Raw genomic sequence first — 25,161 nt, 5'->3', positions numbered from 1 at the left:
GCCTCAGCTCGCGGTGACGCCGGGGGCCCGCTCCTGCACCAGCGCGTAAGCCTTCTGGTACCACTCGTTGCCGGGGTAGTTCGCGCCGAGCACGGCGGCGTTCTTCACCGCTTCGACCGGAATGCCGAGCGCGAGGTTGGTTTCGACCAGGCGGTAGAGCGCCTCGGGCGCGTGGCTGGTGGTCTGGAAGTTGTCGACGACATTCTGGAACCGCGTCTGCGCCGCCAGCAGGCTGCCGCTGCGCTGATAGAAGCGGCCGATCTCCATGTCCTTGCCCGCCAGGTGATCCTCCACCAGGTCGAGCTTGAGCTTGGCATCGCTGGCGTACTCGGTCGCGGGATAGCGGCGGATCAGCTCCTGCAGCGCGGTGCGGGTCTGCTCGGTGACCTTCTGGTCGCGGGTGACGTCGCTGATCTGCTCGTAATACGACAGCGCGATCAGGTAATAGGCATAGGGCGCATCGCGGTTGCCCGGGTGGATCGAGAGGAAGCGCTGCGCACTCGCGACCGCCTTGTCGTAGTCGCGCGCCACGTAGTAGCTGAACGCGCTCATCAGCTGCGCACGCCGGGCCCACGGCGAATAGGGGTGCTGCCGCTCGACCTCGTCGAACAGCGCGGCGGCGATCTTGGGCTGCTGCCGGTCGAGCCGATCCTTGGCCGCGGCGTAGAGCGTCTCCACGTCGCGCGCGACATAGGCGGTATCGCGCGGCCCGCCCTTGCCGGCGCAGGCGGTGACGGTGAGCGATGCGCCGACCAGCAGAGCGGCGGCGAGAAGACGGGTCTGCATAGGGCTGGGCCTATAACCGCCCTCACCGTGAACGCAAAGTGAAGTTGGCCCCGCCGGCCCACCCTCCCCCGCGCGCATTTTCCTACACGCCAAAATTCTGCTTCACCCTGGCCGGTTGACCCCCAGCCAGGAGCATTCCCGCATGACCCGCCGCAAGGACCCCGCCGTTATCCGCAAGCCCCTCGCCGAGATGGAGGCGGCCGGCCACCACCTGCCCGCGTTCGAGCCGGTGCCGCGCAAGTTCCGGCACGACGGGTGGACGCCCGAGCGGCAGCGCGCGTTCATCGCCGCGCTCGCCGATACCGGCAGCGTCAAGCGCGCCTGCCGCCAGATCAACATGAGCCCCGAAGGCGCCTACTACCTGCGCCGCCGGCCAGGGGCGGAAAGCTTCCGCCGCGCGTGGGAGTGCGCGCTCGATTTCGGCGTCCAGCGGCTGCAGGACGAGGCGTTCGACCGCGCCCTCAACGGCCAGCTCAGCCCGGTGTTCGTCGGCGGCAAGCTCAAGGGCTTCCGCCGCGTGAAGAACGACCGGCTGCTGATGTTCTGCCTGCGGATGAACGCCCGCGGCGCCGACGGCCGCCGCCTCTCCGCCAGCTACTTCGACCCGGCCGCGGATCGCCTCTCCGGCAATCCGGGGAGTTTCCTGCCCTCAAGTAGCGTAGCGGTAGGGCAGAGCATAACAATGCCCGCGCTCTCGCGCGCCGAGAAGGACGACATGAACGCCGCGATGATCGAACACTTCGATCCGGTGGCGATGACGCTGCCCGAGATCGAGGCGATGCAGGCCACCCTCGCCGAACTCGCCGCCCGCCACCGTGCCGAGGAGGACGGCCCGCCCGAAGCCAACCTGGAGACCGAGTTCTTCCAGCTCGGGGCGGACAAGAACTTCAAGGCCGTGGGCGAGCTCGAGGACATCTTCCCGGCCGAGGACGAGCTGGAGGAGTTCGACCCGGAGGAGGATGATTGGAAATCTCTCGGAGGCGAGTAACGCCAAAGCTTGGCCTGCCAAGCGACGCGTTACGAGCCGGTGAGCGACAGCGCATCGAGAGAGGCGGCCGGCGGGTCGGGGTCAGCCGAACCCGTTCGACGTCATGGGATTTACTCCCATGACGGCTTCTCGCTCGAGGTTGGACGGTCGTGCCTGCGGGTGCTTCCGCCCCCCTAACTTAGGAATGCTCCCCCTTCGAAAAATCGTTCAAAAGCCGAGCAAACGTATTGCTTCGAGTTCGGGAGCACATAAGCGTTAGTCATGGCTGACTTGCGTAGTGTCATACGGGTGTTCTTGGCATCACCATCGGATCTGACCGATGAGCGCAAGGCAGCGAAGCGGGTATGCGACGAGGCCAATCTGAACCTCGCTAACCCCTTCGGGTACCACGTTGATTTGGTAGGTTGGGAGGAAACCGTCACTGGCTTTGGACGTCCCCAAGAGTTGATCAACAAAGACCTAGACCAATGCGACAGGTTTTTTGGTGTCCTCTGGAAACGTTGGGGTACAAAGCCCGGCCCTGACTCTCCGTATGAATCTGGGTTTGAAGAAGAATTTCGGCGTACAGTCGCGCGTCGAGAAGGCGGCCAGAACGTGCAAATCGGCCTGTTTCTTAAAGAAATCGACCAAGACAGCTTGAAGGACCCTGGTGATCAGCTCAAAAAGGTGGTTGCGTTCCGTGACGAACTTAATGCCGATCAGAGAGTGTATTACGAAACGTTTGCTGATCCTCGAGATTTTGAAGACAAGTTTCGACGGGCTCTATACAAGTCGGTTCGTGACCAAATCCAAGCGGATCACGTCGAGACTAATACTAAAACACAAGCACCCGAGACAGAACCATCGGATCAGGCTACTGCCGAACCTGCCACCCACGGCGTAGCCGCTGAAATTTCGGCGCATTTTCGTTATTTAATGAGCGCTACGAAGGATCGCGATCCGAACTCCCCTCTATTGTCTGACGAAATTGCGCGCCTAAGGCTTTTCGCTCTTAGCTTTTCATCGACGAGCAACGATGAGGCATTTCTACAAGCGCACGATGCCAATCTGATTTATAGACATACATCAGCAAGCGACTTAGCTATTCGAGAGAAATACACTCTGCTACGGTCGGCTTTGTATGGTTTTTCTGCTGAGAATATTCCACTCTGGCAGTGGAAGAGGGAGTTGGATGCGAACAACCTAGGCATCCTACCCCTATATTCTGCTGTGAAGGACCCCCCACAGGTACGAATTAATGCGCTGAGAGCGATGACGTTCATTGGGGAACCGATTGAAGCTGGTTTTCTGCTCGGCCGCGAGGCAACTATCGATGGTTGGTTTGCGGACACATCTCCAGAGTTGCGCAACGTTGCTTTGCGGTACCTGGCGGAAGTCGGAGAGCCGTCTGATGCAGACTTTATCGAGTCGGAAATCGCCCGTGCCGATCACCAAACCCTGGCAGCCGCAATCGATGCGGCGGTCATTTTAATGTCGCGCACCAACCGCTCTAAGGCGATTGAGCGCATGTTCGAGCTCGATCCAGCAACGCCGTCGGAGAGGATGATCGATCTTGTCCGCGGCAGCTTGCTGGAATTGTCAGTTGCGGACATCCGCAGGGGACTCGACGTCAAGAGTGACGTTTTGCGGGCTGTTTTTGCGGAAGAAGCCAATAGGCGGAAGCTGATCGACGAGCCGATGGCGCGACAGCTAGCGCAGGATAGCAACGCCATCGTTCGGCACATTGCCGCCAGAGCCCTAGTGAACCTCCGTTCGATCACGGATCTCACCGAGGCAAAGTCCGTAATCGTTAAGCCGAGGCAGCAGACCCCGGGCCTCGTGGTTGGACTCCTTAATCTGGGAAGCCATGATAGCCAGGGACAAAAGCAGTATGAGGAGTTTGTACGGAACAGTCTGCGTAACTTGGATTTGGCAGAACTGCGTGAACGAGCAGCGAATTCCAATGCTCTAAATTATGACGCCGTTTTTGCTCTCGCCGAACGAGAATTTCAGAGATCCAGAAACGAGATTGTTTCTCATATCTCTGACGGATTTGAGCAGGTCTTTGAATCGTATCTCAGCACGTTTGGAGAGAGCCCAGAGGCGTCCAAAATCAGAGAAAGGTGGAAGGGACTCAGGCAGGACGTGTGCGTTGAGCTAGTCAGACACGCCCTTTTGGTTCTCATTCGAGCCGGACGTGAGGGAGAAATTTCCACCATCCGCTTCGGATTGGATAAATTTGATATCAAATGGAATACAGAGATCGTTGAGTATTTGTCCAAGTTCGGTGGGGTCGAAGACGTCGCCCGTCTTACAAAACTATTAAATAATCTGGATTATAGCGAAACCACTATTCTTGGGGCGATGACGGATAATCGACGGAACCGACTTGCGGGTTCGGCAATTGCGCGTTTGATTAGGGGTGATATTTCGCAATTACCTCTTGAAGTCAAAGGTGCAATTCTCGCACATACCATAGCTGCGCTCCCGGCGAAATCTATCTCCCAACTTGATACCGATAGGTTGAATTCTCTTCTTAACGATGAGTCAGAGTTCGTTCGCAAATTTACGGCGCTCAGGTGTGCCGCCGTTCTCACTAAGAAGCGTCTGGGCGAATTGCTAGATCGACAACTCAAGCCGGAGGAGACATACTATTACAATACCGTACACTGGCTAGATTTTGGGTTTTCGATGAAGCAGTCGAACGTGGCCCCCGCCGTGCGGCGCTTCTTTGGCGGGTTATGATATTTGAAAGCGTCGCTGGGAGAGGAGCCAGCTTTCACACCTACAAGCTTCCGAGAGGTTCCCGAATAGGGAGTCCCGTCGCGGCAAAGCCGCGCCGTCGAAGGGCACGGCTCGGCAGGGGCTCGCCGGCCCCCGGCCGTGATTACAGCCTCTCGCTTTCTAAGCCTTCGGTCGCTGGCGCGATCCTCGGCTTAGCGCGGGGCTTCATCACTCCTCCCCCATCCGCAGCGCCGCGATGAACGCCTCCTGCGGAATGCTCACATTGCCATACTCCCGCATCCGCGCCTTGCCCTTCTTCTGCTTTTCCAACAGCTTTTTCTTCCGGCTGATGTCGCCGCCGTAGCACTTGGCGGTGACGTCCTTGCGCAGAGCGGCGATCGTCTCGCGGGCGATCACCTTGCCGCCGATCGCGGCCTGGATCGGGATCTTGAACAGGTGGCGGGGGATGAGGTCCTTCAGCCGCTCGCACATGCCGCGCCCGCGCGCCTCGGCCACGCCGCGGTGGACGATCAGGCTCAGCGCGTCGACCGGCTCGTTGTTGACCAGGATGCTCATCTTCACGAGGTCGCCTTCGCGCAGGCCGATCTGCTCGTAATCGAAGCTGGCGTAGCCGCGGCTGATGCTCTTCAGCCGGTCGTAGAAGTCGAACACCACCTCGTTCAGCGGCAGCTCGTAGCTCACCTGCGCGCGGCCGCCCACGTAAGTCAGCCCGGTCTGGATGCCGCGCCGATCCTGGCACAGCTTGAGGATGGAGCCCAAGTATTCGTCGGGCGTGTAGATCGTCGCCTTGATCCACGGTTCCTCGATGCTCTCGATCCGGCTGGGATCGGGATAGTCGGCCGGGTTGTGGAGCATGATCTCGCGCGCGTCGTCGGTGCGGCTGGCGCGCAGCTGGATGCGGTAGATCACCGATGGCGCGGTGGTGATGAGGTCGAGGTCGTACTCGCGGGTCAGGCGTTCCTGGATGATCTCCAGGTGCAGCAGGCCGAGGAAGCCGCAGCGGAAGCCGAAGCCCAGCGCGGCGCTGCTCTCCATCTCGAAGCTGAAGCTCGCGTCGTTGAGGCGCAGGCGGCTGATGCTCTCGCGCAGCTTCTCGAAGTCCGCCGCGTCGACCGGGAACAGGCCGCAGAACACCACCGGCTGGACTTCCTTGTAGCCGGCCAGCGCCTGGGTGGCCCCGCCCTTCACCGTGGTGATCGTGTCGCCGACGCGGGCCTGCTCGACTTCCTTGATCTGCGCGGTGATGAAGCCGATCTCGCCCGCGGCGATCTCGGGCAAGTCGATGCGCTTGGGGGTGAAGGCGCCGACGCGGTCTATCAGGTGCTCGGTCTCGCCGGCCATGAACTTGACGTGGAGGCCCTTCTTGATGACCCCGTCGATCACCCGCACGAGGATGACCACGCCGAGGTAGGGATCGTACCAGCTGTCGACGAGCATGGCTTTGAGCGGCGCGGTGCGGTCGCCCTTGGGGGGCGGGATCTTCTTGACGATCGCTTCCAGCGTGTCCTCGATGCCGATGCCGGACTTGGCGCTGGTGAGCACGGCTTCGGAGGCGTCGATGCCAATGATGTCCTCGATCTCGTGGCGGACTTTCTCGGGCTCGGCGGCGGGGAGGTCGATCTTGTTGATGACGGGGACGATTTCGTGGTCGTGCTCGATCGACTGGTAGACGTTGGCGAGCGTCTGCGCCTCGACCCCTTGCGCCGCGTCGACCACCAGCAGCGCGCCCTCGCACGCGGCGAGGCTGCGGGAGACCTCATAGGCGAAGTCCACGTGGCCGGGGGTATCCATCAGGTTGAGCTCGTAGGTCAGCCCGTCCTTGGCGGTGTAGTTGAGGCGGACGGTCTGGGCCTTGATCGTGATCCCCCGCTCGCGCTCGATGTCCATGTTATCAAGCACTTGCTCGCTCATCTCGCGCGCCGTCAACCCCCCCGTCTGCTGGATCAACCGATCCGCGAGCGTCGACTTCCCATGGTCGATGTGGGCGATTATCGAAAAGTTGCGTATCAGGGAGAGGTCGGTCATCGCCGCGCCCTTAGCCGGGCGGGCTAGCGCCAGCAACCGAGCGTCACGCCGCCTTGTGGGTCGTTGCCAGATCGACCTGCATAAACGCCGGCCGGCTGCGCGAGCCTTCCCCCTGCGGGGGTGCGTAGTTGCCGGGCGGCAAGGCCGCGAGCGGCATGCCGGCGGCGGCCAGCGCATAAGGGCTGATGCGATGGCGGGTGCACAGCCCGTCCGCGCCATCGCTGATGAGTGGCACCTCGAAGCCCAGCCCCTGCGAGTAGCCCTCGGACCGCTTCACCTTCGCCACCGCCAACTGGCCGCCGCCGAGATCGAGCACGAGATCGGTGCCGACCGGGACGTCCAATAGACCTTCGATCCCAGCTCCGGTCTTAGACAAATTTCGCATCACGACTTCGTAGCGGTGGTCCTCGTGGATCACGCCGACCCTGCGGTACATCGTCCGCCGATCCGAGCGACTGGTCGAAGGTCCTTTGGGGTCGAACTTGAGCCCCCCGTCCTCGAGCCGCTTGAGCAGATCATCCTGCGGCATTGCCTTGGAGAAGATGTAGCCCTGTATGTGGCTCGCCCCGAGGTCGGCCAGAAGGGCAAGCTCGTCCATTGCCTCTACTCCTTCGGCGACCGTCTCCATCTTCAACGCGTGAGCGAGGCTGACGATAGCGGTGATGATCGCAGCGTTGTTTGTATCGTCTTCCGTAGCTCCGGCGACGAAGCTGCGGTCGATCTTGATCTTGTCCAGCGGCGCGCTGCTTAGATAGCCGAGCGAAGAATAGCCGGTCCCGAAGTCGTCGAGGGCGAGGCGTACGCCGATCTTCTTGAGGGCCAGGAGCATTTTCCGCGTGCCCTGCGGATCACCTAGGAACACGCTCTCGGTGATCTCAAGCTCCAAGCGCTCCGGTTCGAGACCCGTGCGATCGAGCACAGCCCGCACAATCTTGGGCAAGTCGGTGCTTGAGAACTGAATAGCGGATACATTGACTGCCACCCTCAACGAGCCGGGCCATTGGACCGCTTCCTCGCAGGCCTTGCGCAGAACCCACTCGCCGAGCGCGTTGATTAGGTTCGTCTCTTCGGCCACCGGGATGAATTCGGCCGGGCTAATGAAGCCGCGCTCGGGATGTTTCCATCTCACGAGGGCCTCGAACCCCGATACGATGTGATCCTGCGTGCGAACAATGGGCTGGTAATGCATTGCCAGCTGGTCGCTCTGGATCGCATCACGCAGGTCTTCCTCGATCTGCCGCCGAAGCCGGGCGCCGTCCTTGAGCTCGCTTGAGAAGAACCGGTACTGCCCTCGCCCGCCCCCCTTGGCCGCGTATAGGGCAAGGTCCGCGCTGCTAACCAATTCGTCGGTTTCGATTCCGTCGTAGGGCGCGATTGCGATGCCGACGGAAGTCCCGATGATCGCCCGGCTGCCACCTAGCGAGTAGGGCTGCGATATCATCTGGATCACGCTGTTGGCGATTTCACCCAGTCGCCCCCGGTCGTCCATGTCCGGCAGCATGACTTGGAACTCGTCGCCGCCCAGGCGACCGATCTCTCCACGCCCGGCGATGATGCGTTCGAGGCGTTGCGCGACCTGCTTGAGCAGCTCGTCGCCAGCAGGGTGACCCAGCGTGTCGTTGACCTGTTTGAACCTGTCGAGGTCCAGCATCATCAAAGCGCAGCTGCGCTTGGCTGCCTTGTACGCGGTAAGCGTCGCGGTCAGACGCTTCGTCATTCGGTGGCGATTGGCCAGCCCGGTCAGCGAATCATACTGCGCCATGCGGGATGCATCGCGCTGGCTTTCGCGGACTGCGGTGATGTCTTTCGCACTGCCGCGATAGCCGAGGAACTCGCCGTTCTCGTCATTCTGTGGGCGGGCGTTGATCGACCACCATATCTCCCGGTCGTCCACCGCGACACGCACGGGAAGCTCGAAAATCGAGTTCTTGGCGCGCAACTGGAACGCTAGCGGGCGCTCCGCTCGATCCTCGTCTTCCTCGCGGTCGGGGAGGAAGAGCGCGGAAAGAGGTGTCCCAATCACCCTTTCGGCGGAGAGGCCGAGCTGTCGCGCGGCACTGGCCGACATATAGCTCAAGGTGCCGGATGCGTCTGTAGCCCAGAACCAACCGAGGCCGGCCTCCTCAAACTGGTCAAGAAGAGCCAATCGACTGGTCGCATCGGGTGAGCTGGCGAAGCGGGCTCGATCGCCCCGATCGCCCTTGCGTGCAAACAGACCGCCGATAGCCATTTACTTTGACGCCTCGCCCTTGGTTGCCGGTTGAAATGGCACAGAAGGCCGCAAACGTCGGCCGACCATGTCGAAGACGGGAAACCTGCGCCCATCACCGTAAGGGGGGTTTGCCGTAAGTGATTTGCTAAGCAGTTAACGCGTGTGCCAATCACGTGATTTCGTTGGCATATTTTTCATTGGCGCACATGGTTAACGTAACGCTGCGGAAGCTCCCGGTCAGTCGCTTGCCAACCACCTTTGCGCCGTGCATGAACTCCGAGGGGCAGCGGGAGAGGACACCGATGGGCACCCAGCTCGAGAACGAAGCCGCGCAATCCACGACGGCGCTCGGCCCGATGGTAGGGCTGGTGCGAGAAGATTTCGCCGGGGCCATCGCCTTGCTCTTGCGCGAAACGGCCAGCAACCCCCAGCGCACGATGCGCCATGCTCGCGCCATCAGCGAAGACATGGTCAAAATCCTGACCGGCAAAAGCGACCTCACCCCAGACCCCAAGGACAAGCGCTTCAGGGATCCCGCGTGGCAGTATAACCCTTTCATGAAGGCCGGCGCACAGTACTACTTGGCAGTCCAGAAGGGGATGAAGGGGTGGCTCGGGGAACTTGAACTGGACGCGATCGAGCGGGACCGGGCCAATTTCATCAGCCAGATCATCATCGATGCGCTGGCACCGACCAATACGCTGCTAGGCAACCCGACGGCGCAAAAGCGGCTGGTCGACAGCGGTGGGCTGTCGCTGATCAAGGGGCTGAAGAACGCCTACAACGACATGGTCCATAACAAGGGCATGGTTAGTCAGGTCGACAAGCGGCCGTTCAAGCTGGGCGAGAACATCGCAACGTCCCAAGGTTCCGTCGTCCTGCGCACCGAGATGATGGAGCTCATCCAGTACACGCCCACGACTGACGAAGTGTACGCGATACCGCAGCTCACGATCCCGCCGCAGATCAACAAGATGTATATCAACGACCTCTCGCCCGAGAAGTCGGTGGTGAAGTACCAGCTCGACAACGGCATCCAGACTTTCGTCATCAGCTGGAAGAACCCGACCAAGGACCAGGGCTCGTGGGGCATGGCGGATTATGTCGCCTCGTGCCGCGAGGCGTTGGAGGCGGTGGCGAAGATCACCGGCAGCAACAAGGTCAACGTCTCTGCCGGCTGCTCGGGTGGCCAGACTGCGTCGGTGCTGGCGAGCCAGCTTGCCGCGGATGGTACCGACGAGCTCGGGGCGCTGACGCTGATGGTCTGCGTGCTGCACCCGCAGCAGGGCGACATCGAAGCTGGCGCGCTGATGACCGGCAACGGGCTCGAGCTCGCCAAGAAGCGCGCCGCGAAGGGCGGGATCATCAAAGGCGACGACTTGAGCCGCGGGTTCGCCTGGCTGCGACCGAATGACCTTATCTGGAACTACGTCATCAACAACTACCTAATGGGCGACGATCCGCCGGCGTTCGACGTGTTGTTCTGGAACTCGGACGCCACAAATCTGTCGGCGACGCTGATGGGCGATTTCCTCACGTTGTCGGAGACGCTAGCCTTCACCCGCAAGGGCGAAGTGGAGATGGCCGGCCACAAGATCGACTTATCGGAAGTGGACGCCGACCTCTTCATCCTCGGCGGGGTAACCGATCACATCACGCCTTGGCGCGCGACTTATCGCTCGACGCAACTGTTCGGCTCGGAAGACGTCACTTACGTTCTGAGCCAGTCCGGGCACATGCAGGCGATCCTCAACCCGCCTGGCAATCCCAAGGCCAAATATTACGTCCAGAAGGGCGGCGACCCGCTCCCCGCGACCGCGGAAGAGTGGCTTTCGGGAACCGAAGAGGTCGCCGGTAGCTGGTGGCCGTACTGGATCGAATGGGTCCAGGCCCGCTCCGGGGCCAACAAGCCGGCGCCGAAAAAGCTTGGCGGCAAGGGCTTCGCCCCGACTGATCCAGCCCCGGGCCTATACGTGCTCGAACAAGCTTGAAGGACTACCGTTGACCGACCCGATGAAGACCGCCGACGTTCGCATGATGAAGGCCGGCGGCCGCGAGCTGCGCGTTGCGACGTGGCGGCTCGACATGCCCAGCGACCATCTGCCGCTCCTGTTCTTCAACGGGATCGGCGCCAACATCGAGGCGGTTGCGCCGCTCGCCGACGCCCTGCCCGACCGTGGGTTCATCATCTTCGACATGCCCGGAGTAGGCGGCTCCCCCGAGCCGGTGGTGCCGTACAACACCTTCACCATGAGCTGGACGACGGCTCAGTTGCTCGACGAACTCGGGCTGGCCGAGGTCGACCTGATGGGCGTTAGCTGGGGCGGCGCACTGGCGCAGCACTTCGCCCTCCAGCATCCAGGGCGGGTGCGGCGACTGATCCTCTGCGCGACGAGCGCCGGGATGCTGATGGTGCCGGGCAGCCCGAAAGCCCTGAGCAAGATGGCGGACCCGCGTCGCTACGTCGACGCCGCATTCATGGAGAAGCATTTCGCCACTCTCTACGGCGATGCGCTGGGCGAGACGGCGGGCAAGAACTCGCATATCGGCCGCCTCAAGCCGCCGACGCGGCGTGGCTACTTCTACCAGCTGTTCGCGATGCTCGGCTGGACGAGCGCACCGGCCCTGCCCTTCCTCAAGAAGCCAACGCTGATCATGATGGGCGACGAGGACGCGATCGTGCCGCCGATCAACGGGCGCTTCCTTCATGCACTGATCCCGAACAGCGAGCTCGAAATCTTCGAAGGCGGCGGGCACCTGTTCCTGCTGAGCCACCGCGAGCAGTCGGTGAGCTGCATCCGCGCGTTCCTCAATCGTGAGGAGCAGCGAAAGGCCGCATGACCCGCCACATCGCGATCGTCGGCTCGGGCCCCGCAGGATACTACACCGCCGAGGCCGCGCAGAAGCAGTGGGGCGACGAGGTGCGGATCGACGTGTTCGACACCCTCCCCGTTCCCTACGGCCTGATCCGCACTGGCGTCGCGCCCGATCACCAGTCGATCAAGGGTGTCAGCCGCCGTTACGAAACTACCGCGTTAAGCGACAACGTCCGCTTCGTCGGCAACGTCACGATCGGCCAGGATTTGACGGTCGAGGAGCTGCAAACCCTCTACGACGCGATCGTGTTCGCCACCGGCGCGCCGCACGACAAGCCGCTCGAGATACCTGGCGCCAACCTTGCCAACGTGTTCGGCAGCGCGGCGTTTGTCGGTTGGTACAACGGGCACCCGCAGTTCGCGAACCTTGCCCCCGACCTCACAGGCAAGCACGCGGTGGTCATCGGCATGGGGAACGTCGCGCTCGACGTGGCGCGCATCCTGGCCAAGACCGAGGCCGAGTTGGCCGGCAGCGACATAGTAGGGCATGCGCTCGATGCCCTGCGCGGATCGAACATCCGCACTGTCACCATCATCGGCCGGCGCGGGCCGCATCAAATCATGATGACGCCCAAGGAGCTCGGCGAGCTGATGCACCTCGAGCGCGCCACGCCGCGCGTCGATCCCGCCGACTTGCCCGAGATTGGCGAGGACGCGATCCTCGAGCCGGGCCTGCGCAAGTCGGTCACCCACTTGCGCAGTTTCGCCGCCATCCCCGAGAGCGAACGGGCGGACAAGGCAATCGAGATCGACTTCGACATGTTCGCCTCGCCCATGCGGCTGGTCGGCGACGGCAAGGTCGAGGGCGTCGAGGTCGAGCGCACCGCGGTCGAGGCGGGCCGCGCGGTAGGGACCGGCGAGACTTATGTCATTCCCGCTGACTTGGTGGTTGCTTGCATCGGCTATCGCAGTTCGCCCATTCCCGGCGTGCCGTTCGACGAGCGCGCCGGCCGCTTCGCCAACGATGAAGGACGCATCCTGCCCGGGCTCTACGCCGTCGGCTGGGCGCGGCGTGGGCCGACCGGCACCATCGGCACCAATCGGCCCGATGGGTTCGGCGTGGTCGAGCGCATCGCCGAGGATTTGAATTCGGGGGCTCTTGGGAGCGCCCCTAAGGAAGGCCGCGCCGGCTTCGACCGTCTCGCCGCGGATCGCAACCTCAACGTGGTCACTTTCCGCGACTGGAAGAAGATCGAGGATGCCGAGGCCAAAGCCGCCCGCGAAGGCGCGCCGCGCGAAAAGTTCGTCGACATCGAAAGCATGATCCGCGCTCGCGGTTGAGGCTCGACTCACCGGTTGCAATATGAGACCGTCCGCTCCGGAGAGAGGAGTGCGATAATGTCCCAATACGACCTGATCATCCGCAACGGCACCGTGGTCGACGGCACCGGCGAGGCGCGCTTCACCGGCGATATCGCGGTGAAGGATGGCCTGATCGCCCAGGTCGGCGAAGTTCGCGGCGACGCCTCGGAAGAGATCGACGCCACCGGCAAGATCGTCACTCCGGGTTTCGTCGACATCCACACGCATTACGATGGCCAGGCCACGTGGGACCAGGAAATGGCCCCGTCGAGCTGGCACGGCGTCACCACCGTGGTGATGGGCAACTGCGGCGTCGGCTTCGCGCCCGCGCATCCGGAGCGCCACAACTGGCTGATCGGCCTGATGGAAGGCGTCGAGGACATCCCCGGCACCGCACTCGCCGAGGGCATGAAGTGGAACTGGGAGACTTTTCCGGAATATCTCGATGCGCTGGAAGAACTGCCGCGCACCGTGGATGTAGGCACCCATGTGCCGCACGGTGCGGTGCGCGCCTACGTGCTCGGCGACCGCGAAATGCCCGGTGCGGTGCCGACGCCCGAGGATATTGAGGCGATGGGCAAGATCGTCGAGGAAGGGGTTCGCGCCGGCGCGCTCGGCTTCTCCACCTCGCGCACCGTGCTCCACCGCTCGATCGACGGCGAGGTGGTGCCCGGCACGACCGCAACCGCCGAGGAACTCGTCGGCATCGGCCGCGCGATGGGCCGCGCTGGACACGGCGTGTTCGAGATGGCCAGCGACATGATGCGCGAGTGGAACGAGTTCGGCTGGATGGGCCAGCTCAGCCGTGAGACCGGCCTCCCCGTCACCTTCGCGGCGCTTCAGTCGATCGCCAAGGAGCTGCCCCTCGAAGAGCAGATCGCCACGATGCGCGCCGAGAACGACAACGGTGCCAACATCGTCGCGCAGATTGCGTTGCGCGGGAACGGCATCGTCATGGCCTGGCAGGGCACCGTTCACCCGTTCCGCCTCAAGCCGAGCTGGCAGGCGATCGCCGAACTCCCTTGGGAAGAGCAGAAGGCCAAGCTGTTCGATCCGGCGCTCAAGGCACAGATGCTCGCCGAGCAGCACGACTTCAGCCAGGTCAACCAGGACATCATCGGCTTGATCATGGTCGTCTGCGGCGGCTGGACCATGCAGTACGAAATGGACCCCGATTTCGACTATGAGCCCCAGGCCGAGGCGAGCATCCAGACCCGCGCCGCGGCGGCAGGCGTCTCGGCGGAGGAGTACGCCTATGACCTCCTCTGCCGCGACGAGGGCAAAGGCTTCATCTATCTCCCCCTGCTCAACTATGCCGACGGAAACCTCGATTTCCTCGAGGAACTGCAGGCGGCGAACGACACGGTGAACTCGCTCAGCGACGGCGGCGCGCACTGCGGCACGATCTGTGATGCGGCGAGCCCGACCTTCATGCTCCAGCACTGGGTGCGCGACCGCAAGCGTGGCGGGCGCCTCAGCCTCGAGCACGCGGTCAAGCGCCAGTGCCAGGACACCGCGCGTCTCTACGGCCTCGAGGACCGCGGCGTGATCGCGCCGGGCTACTTAGCGGACCTCAACGTGATCGACATGGAGCGGTTGAAGCTCGGCAAGCCGTGGCTCGCGTTCGACCTCCCGGCGGGGGGCAAGCGCCTGTTGCAGAAGGCCGAGGGCTACGTCTGCACGATCAAGAACGGCGTCGTCACCTTCCGCGAAGGCGAATGGACCGGCGAGGCACCCGGCGGGCTGATCCGCGGACCGCAGCGGGTGGAAATGCTGGAAGCCGCCGAATGAAGGCGATCCGCACGGGCGCCACGCCTTCGACGCTCGATGCATTGACCCTGACCGACCTGCCTGACCCAGACGCGCCGGGACCGGGCGAGATCACCGTCGCCATCAAGGCCAGCTCGCTCAACTTCCACGACTTCGCCGTGGTCACGGGAATGATCCCATCCGCCCAAGGCCGCATTCCGATGTCGGACGGAGCCGGCGAAGTCCTGGCGGTTGGCGAGGGCGTCACTGGCCTGTCGCACGGCGACGCTGTGGTCTCGCTGTTCTTCCCCGAGTGGGAGGCGGGCCCACCCGAGCCCTCCCGGATGGGAAAAGTGCCCGGCGACGCGGTCGACGGCTACGCCTGCCAGACCGTCACCGCGCCCGCCTCTTGGTTCACCCGGGCTCCGACAGGGTGGAGCCCTGCCGAGGCCGCCACCCTCACCTGCGCCGGACTCACGGCCTGGCGCGCGCTCTTCGTGGACACGCAGATCAAGCCTGGAGACACCGTGCTGGTACTCGGCAGCGGCGGCGTGTCCGTCTTCGCCCTCCAGTTTGCCAAGGCTGCGGGTGCGCGTGTGATCGCCACCAGCTCAAGCGACGAGAAGCTGGATCGCCTGCGCGGCCTCGGCGCGGACGCGACGGTGAACTACAAGGAAGTCCCAGCTTGGGGACCCAAAGTCCTAGAACTGACCGGTGGGCGCGGCGTCGATACCGTGGTCGAGATCGGTGGCGCCGGCTCGCTCGACCAGTCGATGCTTGCCACGCGGCTTGGCGGCCATGTCGCCGTCATCGGCGTTCTCACTGGCATGTCCGCTCCGGTGAACACCGCCCTGTTGTTCTCGCGCAACCTGCGCGTTCAAGGGCTGACGGTGGGCAGCCGCGCGATGCAATTAGACATGATCGCCGCGGTCGAGGCAAATGGCATTCGCCCCGTTATCAGCGATACGTTCGAGCTTGCCGATCTGGCGAACGCGTTCCGGCACCAAGCCGCGAACAGGCATTTCGGCAAGATCGCGGTGGCGATCTAGTCGCAGCTGCGACTAGAACCGACCGGAACGCTGCAGCTGGTAATGTTGGATTTGGCGTGGCAGCGTGGCCACGGCTGTTTCTCATCGTCTGGCGCAATCGGGATCGCATAACGCGCGCAAATTCGCGTGCTGCGAAGATCACACCCGCGCGCGCAAACGTGCCGATAACCTACTGTCGAACTTCGCTAAACCGGAACCAGAGCATTTCTTGATATCGGCCGGTCTGTGTTTCCTTAAACGTCACACCCGCATCGGCATCAGCACGTAGAGCGCAGGGCTCTTCTCGTCCTGGCGGATCAGTGTGGGCGCGCCGGGATCGGCGAGGTGAAGTTCCACTGTGTCACCGTCGATCTGGTGCAGGATGTCCTTCAGGTAATTGGCGTTGAAGCCGATCTCCATTCCTTCCGAACGATAGTCGGCCGGGACTTCTTCCGCCGCCGTGCCGTTGTCGGGCGAGGTGACCGACAGCGTCACCTTATCGTTCTCCAGGCCCATCTTCACCGCGCGGGTCTTCTCGGTCGCGATCGTCGCGACACGGTCCACGCCTTCGTAGAACGATTTGGGATCGAGCTTCAACAGCTTGTCGTTACCGGTTGGAATGACCCGCGAATAATCCGGGAAGGTGCCATCGATCAGCTTGCTGGTAAGCACGACCCCACCTTCACCTCCGAGGGTGAAGCGGATCTTGCTCGCGGAAAGATCCACCAGCACGTTCCCGTCGAGCGCTTCCTCGAGCAATTTCCGAAGCTCGGCCACGGCTTTGCGCGGGACGATCACGTCGGGCATCCCCTCCGCCCCTTCCGGGCGGGGGATCGTAAAGCGGGCCAGACGGTGCCCGTCGGTGGCGGCCGCCTTCAGCACTGGCTGGTCCTCGTCCGACACGTGGAGGAAGATGCCGTTGAGGTAATATCGCGTCTCTTCGGTTGAGATCGCGAAGCGCGTGCGGTCGATCAACTCGGCCAGCGTCTTCGCCGGAATCTCGAAGCTGGTGGGCAGGTCACCATCGACGATGACCGGGAAGTCGTCGCGCGGAAGCGTGGGCAGCGAGAACCGGCTGCGGCCTGCCTTGACGGCCATGCGGTTGTCTGCGGTTTCCAGGCTGACCTGGCTGCCTTCCGGCAGCTTGCGCGCAATATCGAACAACAGGTGCGCCGAAACGGTGATCGCGCCCGCCTGCTCGACCGATGCGGTGGCGATCTGCTCGACGACCTGGAGATCGAGGTCGGTCGCCATGACCTTCAGCGTGCCGCCATCGGACGCGTCGAGGAGCACGTTGGACAGGATTGGGATCGTATTGCGGCGTTCGACGACCGACTGCACGTGGGAAAGACAGCGCAGCAGCGTCGCGCGTTCGATGGTGGCCTTCATCGGTCTACTCTTTACCCCTCACGCGCCCGTCTTGCGAAACCGGGGCCGGAATCGCCCGCGAGCGCCGGAAATTGCCCGAATATCCTTAGCGGGGAGGCGGCCACGGGCAAGCTGGAAGGCGTCCTGCCTCGGATTCCTTGGGGATAACGCAGCTTACGAGATCATCGCCATCCCGCCGTTGACGTGCAGGGTCTGCCCGGTCACATAACCAGCCTCCTTGCTCGCAAGGTAGGAAACGGCTGCCCCGATGTCGCTGCCCTCGCCCATCCTCCCCATCGGAATGCGCGCATTGAGCGCGTCCTTCTGCGCGTCGGGCAACTGGTCGGTCATCGCCGTGCGGATGAAACCGGGGGCGACGCAGTTCACCGTGACCCCTCGGCTTGCCAGTTCCTGCGCCAGCGCTTTGGACATGGCTGTGAGCCCGCCCTTCGCCGCCGCGTAGTTGACCTGACCGGGGTTGCCGGTCGCGCCGACCACGCTGGTGATGGTGACGATGCGCCCGAAGCGCGCCTTCATCATTGGCTTGGCGGCCGCGCGCATCAGGCGGAATGCGGCCTCGAGATTGATGCGGATGACCGCATCCCACTCTTCGTCCTTCATCCGCATCGCGAGGTTGTCGCGGGTGATGCCGGCATTGTTCACGAGGATGTCGAGCTTGCCGAAGGTGTCGATCGCCGCGGGAACCAACTCCTCGACCTGCGTCGTGTTCGACAGGTCGCAGGTGATCTCGACATGGTCGCCGCCGATCTCGCGATTAAGCTGCTCGCGGAAAACCCGCAGCTTTTCGCCGTTCGATCCCGAAAGCGCGAGCCGGGCACCCTGACGCGCGAGTGAAGTGGCGATCGCCGAGCCGATCCCGCCGCTCGCGCCGGTGACCAGCGCCGTCATCCCTTCGAGATTGAACATCATGCGATCTCCTTCGCCAGCTCCTCGATATCGGCCATCGAGACTACGCTGGTCACCCGTGCTTCTGGATCGATTCGCCCGATCATGGGGCCGAGCACCTTTCCGCCTAACTCGACAAAGTGCTCAACTCCCGCAGCACGCATCGCCAGCACGCTCTCGCGCCAGCGAACTCGCCCGCAGACCTGCTCGACGAGCAGCCGTTGTTCCTCGGCGGGATCCTCCACCGCCTCGGCCGTTACGTTGGCATACAGCGGCAGGCGGAAGGGCTGCGGCGGGGTATGGCCGAGCGCTTCGGCCATGGCGTCGGCGGCCCCCTGCATCAGAGCACAATGGAACGGGGCGGAAACGGGCAATAGCACGCCGCGCTTGATGTCGAAGTCCTTCACCTGGGCCACGGCGCGTTCAATCGCCTCGCGATGGCCGGAAAGAACGACCTGGGTCGGGTCGTTGTCGTTGGCGACCTGGCAGACTTGCCCTTCGGCGGACGCATCGGCGAGCACTTGGGCCTTCTCGAGATCCGCGCCGAGCAATGCGCACATGGCGCCGACCCCAACCGGTACGGCGGCCTGCATCGCTTTGCCGCGAAGCTTGAGAAGGCGGGCGGTATCGGCAAGCGTGAATGCGCCGGCCGCGCACAGCGCCGTGTATTCACCCAGAGAGTGACCTGCAACGCATTGACCCACGTCGGTCAGGACAATGCCACCCTCTTTCTCGAGCACGCGCAGGACGGAAATGGCATGCGCCATGATAGCCGGCTGGGCGTTCTCGGTAAGCGTCAACTGCTCCTCGGGGCCTTCGGCCATGATTGCAGATAGTTTCTGCCCCAGCGCGTCGTCCACTTCCTGGAGAACCTCGCGGGCCGCAGGGCTGGCTGCCGCCAGCTCGACACCCATCCCGACTTTCTGGCTCCCCTGGCCGGGGAAAACGAACGCGCGCATGCACCTCTCCTTTGCCGGTGCGCCTATTCCGGGCGGGCTTCCGCGACAAGGCCGAACGGAACGATCCGGTTCTCCGCGCAGTGGCCGATATCGGCCTTCCCGAGATAAGGAATGCCGTGTTTGTCGCACCAGTAGCGGGTCATGGCCTCCGGTTCGGAGCCGAACGGCCGATCGTTGTCGGGCACGTTGCTGACGCTGCCCAGGCGCAGGCCCGCGATGCCGCAGGGGGCAAGATTGGCCGTTACGTGGAACAGCAAGCGATCGACGGCGTAGAGATGCTCGGCAATCTCCTCGATCATGACGACATGGCCAGTCAGGTCGGGCATGAGCGATGTCCCGAGGATTGAAGACAGCGTCATCAGATTGAAGGCCACCGTGCGGGTTTGACCCACCGACGGCTCGAGGCCCGCCCGGTCTGCCGCGAACCAACCCAAAGCACGGCGCACTGCCTCGTCGCCTTGGTCTCGGCGAATGTCGACCGGCATGGGCCCGTGGACTGGCCTGCCTAGTCTTGCCGCATACAACCCGCCGAGCAGAAATCCGCAGTCGGAGTAGCCGAAAAAGGTCTTTTCGCGCGCATCCACGCCCATTCCTTCGATCGCCGCAGCGGCAATGCGATTCGTGCCGTAGCCCCCTTTCGCGAACCAGACCGTTTCGATTGCGGGATCGTTGGCGCAATCGAGCAAAGCGGCCAGCCGGGTTTCGTCGGAACCAGCGAAATGGCCTTGCGCCACGAAGCACTGATCGTGAAAGCGAAGCTCGAGCCCGGGGAACTCATTTCTCGCCAACGCGGTCACACGTTCCGCCACATCACGGGAAATCGGGGTCGCCGGTGCGCAGATTGCGATGCGGGTCATGTAAGGGCCCTAGCAGCGCTTCACAACGCGGTCAGCCCCGCCTAGGCACGGGCGGAGTTATGGTCAGCCCCCTCGATCTCGCCACCCAACCCTGGTTTTTCTGCGGAATTGGCGGATCGGGCATGCTGCCGCTGGCGCAGATCGTCCATGGCTTGGGGGGCCAGGTCGCAGGGTCGGACCGCAGCCGTGACCAGGGGCGCACGGCCGAAAAGTTCGCTTGGCTCGAACGGAATGGGTTCGAGCTGTTTCCTCAAGACGGCAGCGGCGTGACGAGCCCGAACCAGATCGTCGTCGCCAGTGCCGCCATCGAATCTACGGTCCCTGAAATCATTCGCGCCGGGCAGCTAGGCTGTCCGCGGATGACGCGCGCCCAGCTCAATTCCGCGCTGTTCAATGCCGCCGACACAAGCGTCGCGATCGCGGGAACCAGCGGCAAGTCCACCGTTACTGCCATGCTCGGCTGGATCCTGCACGACACCGGTCGCGCACCTACGATCATGAACGGCGCAGTGATGAAGAACTTTGCCTCGCCTGAGAACCCTTTTGCGAGTGCGAAAGTAGGGCAGCGCGACCTTTACGTTAGCGAAGTCGACGAGAGTGACGGGTCCATAGCCCTTTACCGGCCCAAAGTGGGCGTGTTGCTCAATGTCAGTCTCGATCACAAGAGCATGAACGAGCTGCGCCTTCTCTTCGCCGACTTCCTGCGCGCGACTAACAGTGCGGCGGTCAATCTAGATGATCCCGAGGTCGCCGAGCTGTCAGCGGGTTTGGCTGGCCTTAGCTTCGGGTTCGACGCTCTCGATGCGCAGTTGTCGGTGCTTCGGGATTCGATAGTCGACGCGCCGACATCGATCGCCGCCACCGTCGTGGACCGCCGCGACGGCTCGCATCACCCGCTTGCAGTAGCGATGCCCGGGATGCACAACCTGTCGAACGCTTTGGCTGCGATCGCCGGCGCCAGCCTAACAGGTGTATCCGTCGCCGATGCGACGCGAGCCCTTGCTAACTTCGCAGGATTGGCGCGGCGCTTCGACATCCTCGGCACCAGTCCGTCCGGAGTCTCGGTAATCGATGACTTCGGCCATAACCCCGAAAAGTGCGCCGCAACGCTGCGCGCGCTGAAGCGGCATCCGGGGCGGGTGCTCGCGTTCTTCCAGCCGCACGGCTTCGGACCCTTGCGGCAAATGGGCCGCGAACTCGCTCACACATTCTCCCGCGAACTAGGCCCTGACGATCTCACGCTCATCTGTGACCCTCTGTATTTTGGCGGGACGGTCGAACGGAACGACTGCGCGTTCCAGATTGCCGAGAAAATACGGGACATGGGCGGTTGCGCTGAGCACTTCGCCGATCGGGAAGAGGTTGCAGATCGCATAGAGGCCCTTGCCCGCCCCGGCGACCGTATCGCCGTAATGGGCGCACGCGACGACACGCTGACCGAGTTTTCGCGGAACCTGTTACTTAGGCTGCCGTAGCGCCGATCAATGCGCCTCTGCGTGCTCACCGGGCCCGTGACCCATGCGCAGCACCTTATGCAGAACGAATACGACGAGGAGCCCGATGGCCAATCCCACAATCGCGGAGATCGCGGCGTAAGTCGTCCAACCGGCGACGCCCGCGAGCCTGCCAGCGCCGTGCTCCACAACATGTTGAATTCCGTGCGCCCAATCGGCTGGCGCATGCAGTCCTAGTTCGTGAAGCCCATGGAGGACTATGCCCCCGCCGACCCATAGCATCGCAATCGTACCCACAAGCGACAGCGCGGTCAGCAAGACCGGCATGGCTCGCAAGAGAAATCGACCCGTTGCTTGAGCAGCCTGCGATCGTCGTTCGGAAAGATGTAAACCTACATCGTCCATTTTCACGATCAGCGCGACCGCTCCGTACACCACGACTGTGATTGCAATCCCGACAGCAGCCAGCGCTATCGCGCGCATCCAGAAGCTATCCGTCAGTGAAGCGACCTCGTTCAGGGAGATTGCCATTATCTCGGCTGACAAAATCAAATCGGTTCGGATAGCCCCGGCTACACGCTGTTCCTCGAACTTGGCAGGGTCCTCGATCACATCCTCGAGCGTCTTGCCGTGCTTTTCGCCGCCCAGCTTTTCGAGGACTTTCTCGGCCCCTTCGAATGCAAGGTACGTGCCGCCGAGGATGAGCAGGTAGGTGATGCCCTGCGGCAGAAACCAACTTAACAGCAGAGCGCCGGGGAGTAGAAAAACAAGCTTGTTCTTCAAGCTGCCCTTCGCGATCTTGGCAATGATAGGCAGTTCGCGGGCCGGATCGAGCCCAGTCACGTAAGAAGGGGTCACCGCCGCGTCGTCGATGACGACACCGGCGGCCTTCGAGCCTGCCTTGCCAACGGCGACGCCCACGTCGTCGATTGACGCAGCCGCAACTCTGGCGATGACAGAGATATCGTCGAGCAACGCTACGAGGCCGCCGGGCATTCGCTTCTCCCTGGTTTCGGGCGCCCTGCCCGTCCCGCGAGCAGCGCACAAGGCTTGCTTTTGTGCCGGATCTGGTTATGTGCGCGCCTTCCTCGCCCCCGGGCAAGGATCAAGAAAGCCGGAGGGGCCCCGCGATCCGCGCGGATCAGTCAGCGATCGGCAGACACAAGGAACCGAGAATATGGCTCTCTACGAGCACATCTTTCTCGCGCGCCAGGACCTGAGCCAAGCTCAGGTCGATGCACTGGCCGCGACGGCCACCGAGATCGTCGAGAAGCTCGACGGCAAGGTGACCAAGACCGAGACCTGGGGTCTCAAGAATCTCGCCTACAAGATCGACCGCAATCGCAAGGCACATTTCGTGTTGCTCAACATCGAAGGTCCGGGCGTCGTCGTTGCCGAGCTCGAGCGCCAGACGCGGATCAACGAAGACGTGATCCGTTACCTGACCGTGCGTGTCGATGAGCACGAAACCGGCCCGAGCGCGATGATGCGCAAGGGCGACCGCGACCGCAAGCCGCGCCGCGACCGTGAGGAGCGCGACTGATGGCCCGCCCGTTTTTCCGCCGCCGCAAGTCTTGCCCCTTCTCAGGCAAGACCGCGCCGAAGATCGATTACAAGGACGTTCGTTTGCTGCAGGGCTTCATGTCCGAACGGGGCAAGATCGTTCCCAGCCGCATCACCGCCGTATCGGCAAAGAAGCAGCGCGAGCTCGCGCAAGCGATCAAGCGTTCGCGCCAGATCGGCCTGCTTCCCTACATTGTGAAGTAAGGAGGCGGACCGATGGAAATCATCCTGCTCGAACGCATCGCCAAACTTGGCGCGATGGGTGACGTCGTCAAAGTAAAGGACGGCTACGCCCGCAATTTCCTCCTCCCGCAGAAGAAGGCGCTTCGCGCCAACGATGCGAACCGCAAGGTTTACGAAACCAACCGCGATCGCTTGGAGAAAGAAAACGCTGAGCGCCGCAGCGAGGCGGAGAAGTCTGGTGGCACGATCGAGGGTGCCGAGATCGTGCTGATTCGCTCGTCGTCGAACGCTGGCCAGCTTTACGGTTCGGTTAGCGTCCGCGACGTGGTGCAGGGCCTGGAGGCCGCTGGCCACAAGGTGGACAAACGCCAGGTCGTGCTCGGCCATCCGATCAAGACGCTCGGCATTCACGATATCACGATCGCGCTGCATCCTGAGGTGCACGTGACCGTAAAGGCCAATGTCGCCCGTTCGGACGACGAGGCCGAGTTGCAGCGCCAGGGCGTCGACGTCATTGGCGTCATGGCCGAGGAAGAGCGTGCCGAGAGCGAAGGGTTCACCGAAGAGGTCGATCGTTCGCTCGAGCCGGGCGAGATCCCGGCCGACCTGCTCGAGGAACGGGCTCAGGCTTCGGATCAAGACTGAGCACTTCTTTCCGAGGAACATCGAGGGGCGCCGGGTGACCGGCGCCCCTTCCTTTTCGATCATTCGTTCGGAATCGCGGTAAAGTCGATCACTTGAAGCTCGAGCTTTGCAGTCGGCGCTCGCAGGATTCGCCCGGCCACTTTGCCGTTCGCGCAGATCCAAACGAAGCTTGCCGCCATGTCAGAGGACGCAGTCAATCCTTCGGTCACGGCGCACTGGCCAACCTTGCCTTTGATCTCGGCGAGTTCCCGCGCGCGCCTCGGCAAATCCTTGTCGAGCGCGACGTTGCCGGCGAGCGGCAAACCCGCCAAGCTTCCTGAAGTCCAAGCACCCCTGACCAGCAAATAGGCTTCGGACAGCTCGGGCGACACGGCGACAGGCCGGTCGGGTATGGCGCCGACCCGGCGCAGCATGAGCAAGGTGCGCAGATTAGCGGTGCCAAGTCCGGTGTAGGTGCGGTTGTTGAACACGAACGCGCCCATGCCGGCATCAGGCAAAAGCACCATGTTCGACCCGTAGCCGGGGTAGCCACCCCCGTGGGTAAGCACGCGGCCAAGGTCGCAATCACCGACAACGCGCAGCCCGGCACCGTAACCGATCGACTGGCGGCACGGGTCGCCAAGGTCTTTCGAGCGCTCGATCGGGGGCATATAGGCGATCGACGAAACCAGATCGCGTACGGTCGAACGCTTCACTGGACCATCCTCGGGAGCATCCCGAGCCGGCCACGCCGAAAGCAGGAATGCCATCCATTTCGCGTAATCGTTGGCCGTGGTCTCCACCCCGCCCATTGCGCCGAATGCGCCATCGCGCATATCGGGCTCGCGCACCCACGCCCCGTCCTGCCAGCGGTAACCAAGCGCGCGGGAACCGGGGGGACTGGCCATGACATCGTACGACGTCGAGGCCATTCCGAGTGGCAACATGATCGTTTCGCGGATGTAATCCTGGAAGCTTCTGCCGCTGACATTGCCGATGATCCGACCGAGCAGCGCGTATCCGTAGTTGGAGTATTCGTGGCGAATTCCCGGCGAGTTCGCGAAATCGGCGCCCGAATTTATGAGCGCCGTGAATTCGGGTTCGCTCAGGACCTGCTGACGATCGCCCCACGGATCGTCGGTGACGAGGCCAGCGGTGTGATGCAGCAGGTCGCCTACCGTAATCGCGCGCGCATCCGTGGTGGCACTCTTCCAGGTCGCTAATTCGGGGACATACCGAGAGGCCGGCGCATCCAGCGCGATCTTCCCTTGATCGCGCAAGTGGAGGACCGCGAGAGCGGTGAAGGCCTTCGACATGGAAGCGATGCGAAAACGCGTATCGGCATCGACGGGGCGAAGTGAATCCGCATCGCGGACTCCGAGGCCCTCGATGAGGACCAGTTTACCCCCTTGCACCACTCCATAGACGGTGCCCGGCACATTCGCATCGATCCGGGCGCGGTCGTAATTGGCGCGAATGTCAGCGGCCATCGCTTCGATGGTCGACACCGATGGCGCCTCTTGCGCGACTAGTGGCGCGGTCATCGAGAGCGAAGCG

At 63.0% G+C, this 25,161-nt stretch carries 20 protein-coding genes; 11 read left to right on the top strand and 9 right to left on the bottom strand.

Going from position 1 to position 25,161, the window contains the following annotated elements:
• Window positions 1-3 precede the first annotated feature (3 nt).
• On the bottom strand, window positions 4-786 hold the full coding sequence (locus tag ACWPM1_RS07505; protein WP_455694218.1) for an outer membrane protein assembly factor BamD: 783 nt from the start codon (window positions 784-786) through the stop codon (window positions 4-6).
• A gap of 142 nt (window positions 787-928) precedes the next feature.
• Between ACWPM1_RS07505 and ACWPM1_RS07500 the strand changes: the two genes are divergently transcribed.
• Both ACWPM1_RS07500 and ACWPM1_RS07495 read left to right on the top strand, forming a co-directional pair.
• Window positions 929-1,774, top strand: coding sequence for a hypothetical protein (locus ACWPM1_RS07500; protein ID WP_455694217.1), 846 nt, complete (start codon window positions 929-931; stop codon window positions 1,772-1,774).
• Between the two features lie 261 nt (window positions 1,775-2,035).
• Window positions 2,036-4,498, top strand: coding sequence for a DUF4062 domain-containing protein (locus ACWPM1_RS07495; RefSeq protein ID WP_455694216.1), 2,463 nt, complete (start codon window positions 2,036-2,038; stop codon window positions 4,496-4,498).
• A gap of 207 nt (window positions 4,499-4,705) precedes the next feature.
• On the opposite strand, the gene lepA is transcribed toward ACWPM1_RS07495, so the two are convergent.
• Together lepA and ACWPM1_RS07485 are read right to left on the bottom strand one after the other, a co-directional pair.
• Window positions 4,706-6,523 carry a translation elongation factor 4 gene (gene lepA / locus ACWPM1_RS07490; RefSeq protein ID WP_455694215.1) on the bottom strand — a complete coding sequence of 606 codons (1,818 nt, stop codon included), beginning with the start codon at window positions 6,521-6,523 and terminating at the stop codon, window positions 4,706-4,708.
• Window positions 6,524-6,566: 43 nt separating this feature from the next.
• Window positions 6,567-8,753, bottom strand: a complete 2,187-nt coding sequence (locus ACWPM1_RS07485; RefSeq protein ID WP_455694214.1) for a putative bifunctional diguanylate cyclase/phosphodiesterase — start codon at window positions 8,751-8,753, stop codon at window positions 6,567-6,569.
• Window positions 8,754-9,037: 284 nt separating this feature from the next.
• On the opposite strand from ACWPM1_RS07485, the gene ACWPM1_RS07480 reads away from it, so the two are divergent.
• The 5 genes from ACWPM1_RS07480 to ACWPM1_RS07460 are packed head-to-tail and all read left to right on the top strand — an operon-like array spanning window position 9,038 to window position 15,711.
• A complete protein-coding gene (locus ACWPM1_RS07480) occupies window positions 9,038-10,726 on the top strand; it encodes a PHA/PHB synthase family protein (protein WP_455694213.1) in 1,689 nt (562 codons plus the stop codon).
• Window positions 10,727-10,736: 10 nt separating this feature from the next.
• Complete coding sequence (locus tag ACWPM1_RS07475) at window positions 10,737-11,576, top strand: alpha/beta fold hydrolase (RefSeq protein WP_455694212.1); 840 nt, start codon at window positions 10,737-10,739, stop codon at window positions 11,574-11,576.
• The gene (locus ACWPM1_RS07470) at window positions 11,573-12,892 is read left to right on the top strand and encodes an FAD-dependent oxidoreductase (RefSeq protein WP_455694211.1); all 1,320 of its coding nucleotides are present in this window, start codon (window positions 11,573-11,575) and stop codon (window positions 12,890-12,892) included. The genes ACWPM1_RS07475 and ACWPM1_RS07470 overlap by 4 nt, the downstream gene beginning before the upstream one ends.
• 57 nt (window positions 12,893-12,949) lie before the next feature.
• The gene (locus ACWPM1_RS07465; protein ID WP_455694210.1) at window positions 12,950-14,704 is read left to right on the top strand and encodes an N-acyl-D-amino-acid deacylase family protein; all 1,755 of its coding nucleotides are present in this window, start codon (window positions 12,950-12,952) and stop codon (window positions 14,702-14,704) included.
• Window positions 14,701-15,711: a zinc-dependent alcohol dehydrogenase family protein gene (locus tag ACWPM1_RS07460; protein WP_455694209.1), complete on the top strand. Its 1,011-nt coding sequence runs from the start codon at window positions 14,701-14,703 to the stop codon at window positions 15,709-15,711. Before ACWPM1_RS07465 ends, ACWPM1_RS07460 begins: the two co-directional genes overlap by 4 nt.
• A 240-nt stretch (window positions 15,712-15,951) precedes the next feature.
• Here the strand turns inward: ACWPM1_RS07460 and dnaN are convergent, their stop codons facing one another.
• The 4 genes from dnaN to ACWPM1_RS07440 all read right to left on the bottom strand — a co-directional run bounded on the left by dnaN (window position 15,952) and on the right by ACWPM1_RS07440 (window position 19,780).
• Window positions 15,952-17,079, bottom strand: a complete 1,128-nt coding sequence (gene dnaN / locus ACWPM1_RS07455; protein WP_455694208.1) for a DNA polymerase III subunit beta — start codon at window positions 17,077-17,079, stop codon at window positions 15,952-15,954.
• 153 nt (window positions 17,080-17,232) lie between these two features.
• The gene (fabG, locus tag ACWPM1_RS07450) at window positions 17,233-17,985 is read right to left on the bottom strand and encodes a 3-oxoacyl-[acyl-carrier-protein] reductase (protein WP_455694207.1); all 753 of its coding nucleotides are present in this window, start codon (window positions 17,983-17,985) and stop codon (window positions 17,233-17,235) included.
• The gene (fabD, locus tag ACWPM1_RS07445) at window positions 17,985-18,923 is read right to left on the bottom strand and encodes an ACP S-malonyltransferase (protein WP_455694206.1); all 939 of its coding nucleotides are present in this window, start codon (window positions 18,921-18,923) and stop codon (window positions 17,985-17,987) included. Before fabD ends, fabG begins: the two co-directional genes overlap by 1 nt.
• Before the next feature lie 23 nt (window positions 18,924-18,946).
• Window positions 18,947-19,780 (bottom strand): LD-carboxypeptidase, encoded by an 834-nt coding sequence (locus tag ACWPM1_RS07440; protein WP_455694205.1) that lies wholly within the window; start codon window positions 19,778-19,780, stop codon window positions 18,947-18,949.
• A gap of 59 nt (window positions 19,781-19,839) precedes the next feature.
• Here ACWPM1_RS07440 and ACWPM1_RS07435 point away from each other — a divergent pair, with 59 nt between their 5' ends.
• Window positions 19,840-21,255, top strand: a complete 1,416-nt coding sequence (locus tag ACWPM1_RS07435; RefSeq protein WP_455694204.1) for a glutamate ligase domain-containing protein — start codon at window positions 19,840-19,842, stop codon at window positions 21,253-21,255.
• A 6-nt stretch (window positions 21,256-21,261) separates the two neighbouring features.
• On the opposite strand, the gene ACWPM1_RS07430 is transcribed toward ACWPM1_RS07435, so the two are convergent.
• Window positions 21,262-22,230, bottom strand: coding sequence for a DUF808 domain-containing protein (locus tag ACWPM1_RS07430; protein ID WP_455694203.1), 969 nt, complete (start codon window positions 22,228-22,230; stop codon window positions 21,262-21,264).
• Window positions 22,231-22,411: 181 nt separating this feature from the next.
• Between ACWPM1_RS07430 and rpsF the strand changes: the two genes are divergently transcribed.
• From rpsF to rplI, 3 genes are read left to right on the top strand one after another with little or no spacing between them, the layout of a single operon-like run.
• The gene (gene rpsF / locus ACWPM1_RS07425; RefSeq protein WP_455694202.1) at window positions 22,412-22,777 is read left to right on the top strand and encodes a 30S ribosomal protein S6; all 366 of its coding nucleotides are present in this window, start codon (window positions 22,412-22,414) and stop codon (window positions 22,775-22,777) included.
• Window positions 22,777-23,001 carry a 30S ribosomal protein S18 gene (rpsR, locus tag ACWPM1_RS07420; protein WP_455694201.1) on the top strand — a complete coding sequence of 75 codons (225 nt, stop codon included), beginning with the start codon at window positions 22,777-22,779 and terminating at the stop codon, window positions 22,999-23,001. Before rpsF ends, rpsR begins: the two co-directional genes overlap by 1 nt.
• Before the next feature lie 12 nt (window positions 23,002-23,013).
• The gene (gene rplI / locus ACWPM1_RS07415; protein ID WP_455694200.1) at window positions 23,014-23,625 is read left to right on the top strand and encodes a 50S ribosomal protein L9; all 612 of its coding nucleotides are present in this window, start codon (window positions 23,014-23,016) and stop codon (window positions 23,623-23,625) included.
• A 59-nt stretch (window positions 23,626-23,684) separates the two neighbouring features.
• Here rplI and ACWPM1_RS07410 read toward each other — a convergent pair whose 3' ends face one another.
• Window positions 23,685-25,148: a serine hydrolase domain-containing protein gene (locus ACWPM1_RS07410; RefSeq protein WP_455694199.1), complete on the bottom strand. Its 1,464-nt coding sequence runs from the start codon at window positions 25,146-25,148 to the stop codon at window positions 23,685-23,687.
• Window positions 25,149-25,161: the final 13 nt, after the last annotated feature.

The organism is Tsuneonella sp. HG249 (genome assembly GCF_053819205.1).
Note: the sequence above shows the minus strand (reverse complement) of the source record. Positions and strands in the feature narration are given on the sequence as shown.

What these genes read in the sequence shown, in the direction of transcription:
- ACWPM1_RS07430 (WP_455694203.1), bottom strand. Translation starts at nt 22,230, where the DNA reads ATGCCCGGCGGCCTCGTAGCGTTGCTCGACGATATCTCTGTCATCGCC.
- ACWPM1_RS07485 (WP_455694214.1), bottom strand. Translation starts at nt 8,753, where the DNA reads ATGGCTATCGGCGGTCTGTTTGCACGCAAGGGCGATCGGGGCGATCGA.
- lepA (WP_455694215.1), bottom strand. Translation starts at nt 6,523, where the DNA reads ATGACCGACCTCTCCCTGATACGCAACTTTTCGATAATCGCCCACATC.
- ACWPM1_RS07465 (WP_455694210.1), top strand. Translation starts at nt 12,950, where the DNA reads ATGTCCCAATACGACCTGATCATCCGCAACGGCACCGTGGTCGACGGC.
- dnaN (WP_455694208.1), bottom strand. Translation starts at nt 17,079, where the DNA reads ATGAAGGCCACCATCGAACGCGCGACGCTGCTGCGCTGTCTTTCCCAC.
- fabG (WP_455694207.1), bottom strand. Translation starts at nt 17,985, where the DNA reads ATGTTCAATCTCGAAGGGATGACGGCGCTGGTCACCGGCGCGAGCGGC.
- ACWPM1_RS07440 (WP_455694205.1), bottom strand. Translation starts at nt 19,780, where the DNA reads ATGACCCGCATCGCAATCTGCGCACCGGCGACCCCGATTTCCCGTGAT.
- ACWPM1_RS07495 (WP_455694216.1), top strand. Translation starts at nt 2,036, where the DNA reads ATGGCTGACTTGCGTAGTGTCATACGGGTGTTCTTGGCATCACCATCG.
- rpsR (WP_455694201.1), top strand. Translation starts at nt 22,777, where the DNA reads ATGGCCCGCCCGTTTTTCCGCCGCCGCAAGTCTTGCCCCTTCTCAGGC.
- ACWPM1_RS07480 (WP_455694213.1), top strand. Translation starts at nt 9,038, where the DNA reads ATGGGCACCCAGCTCGAGAACGAAGCCGCGCAATCCACGACGGCGCTC.
- ACWPM1_RS07410 (WP_455694199.1), bottom strand. Translation starts at nt 25,148, where the DNA reads ATGACCGCGCCACTAGTCGCGCAAGAGGCGCCATCGGTGTCGACCATC.
- fabD (WP_455694206.1), bottom strand. Translation starts at nt 18,923, where the DNA reads ATGCGCGCGTTCGTTTTCCCCGGCCAGGGGAGCCAGAAAGTCGGGATG.
- ACWPM1_RS07505 (WP_455694218.1), bottom strand. Translation starts at nt 786, where the DNA reads ATGCAGACCCGTCTTCTCGCCGCCGCTCTGCTGGTCGGCGCATCGCTC.
- rplI (WP_455694200.1), top strand. Translation starts at nt 23,014, where the DNA reads ATGGAAATCATCCTGCTCGAACGCATCGCCAAACTTGGCGCGATGGGT.
- rpsF (WP_455694202.1), top strand. Translation starts at nt 22,412, where the DNA reads ATGGCTCTCTACGAGCACATCTTTCTCGCGCGCCAGGACCTGAGCCAA.
- ACWPM1_RS07460 (WP_455694209.1), top strand. Translation starts at nt 14,701, where the DNA reads ATGAAGGCGATCCGCACGGGCGCCACGCCTTCGACGCTCGATGCATTG.
- ACWPM1_RS07435 (WP_455694204.1), top strand. Translation starts at nt 19,840, where the DNA reads ATGGTCAGCCCCCTCGATCTCGCCACCCAACCCTGGTTTTTCTGCGGA.
- ACWPM1_RS07470 (WP_455694211.1), top strand. Translation starts at nt 11,573, where the DNA reads ATGACCCGCCACATCGCGATCGTCGGCTCGGGCCCCGCAGGATACTAC.
- ACWPM1_RS07500 (WP_455694217.1), top strand. Translation starts at nt 929, where the DNA reads ATGACCCGCCGCAAGGACCCCGCCGTTATCCGCAAGCCCCTCGCCGAG.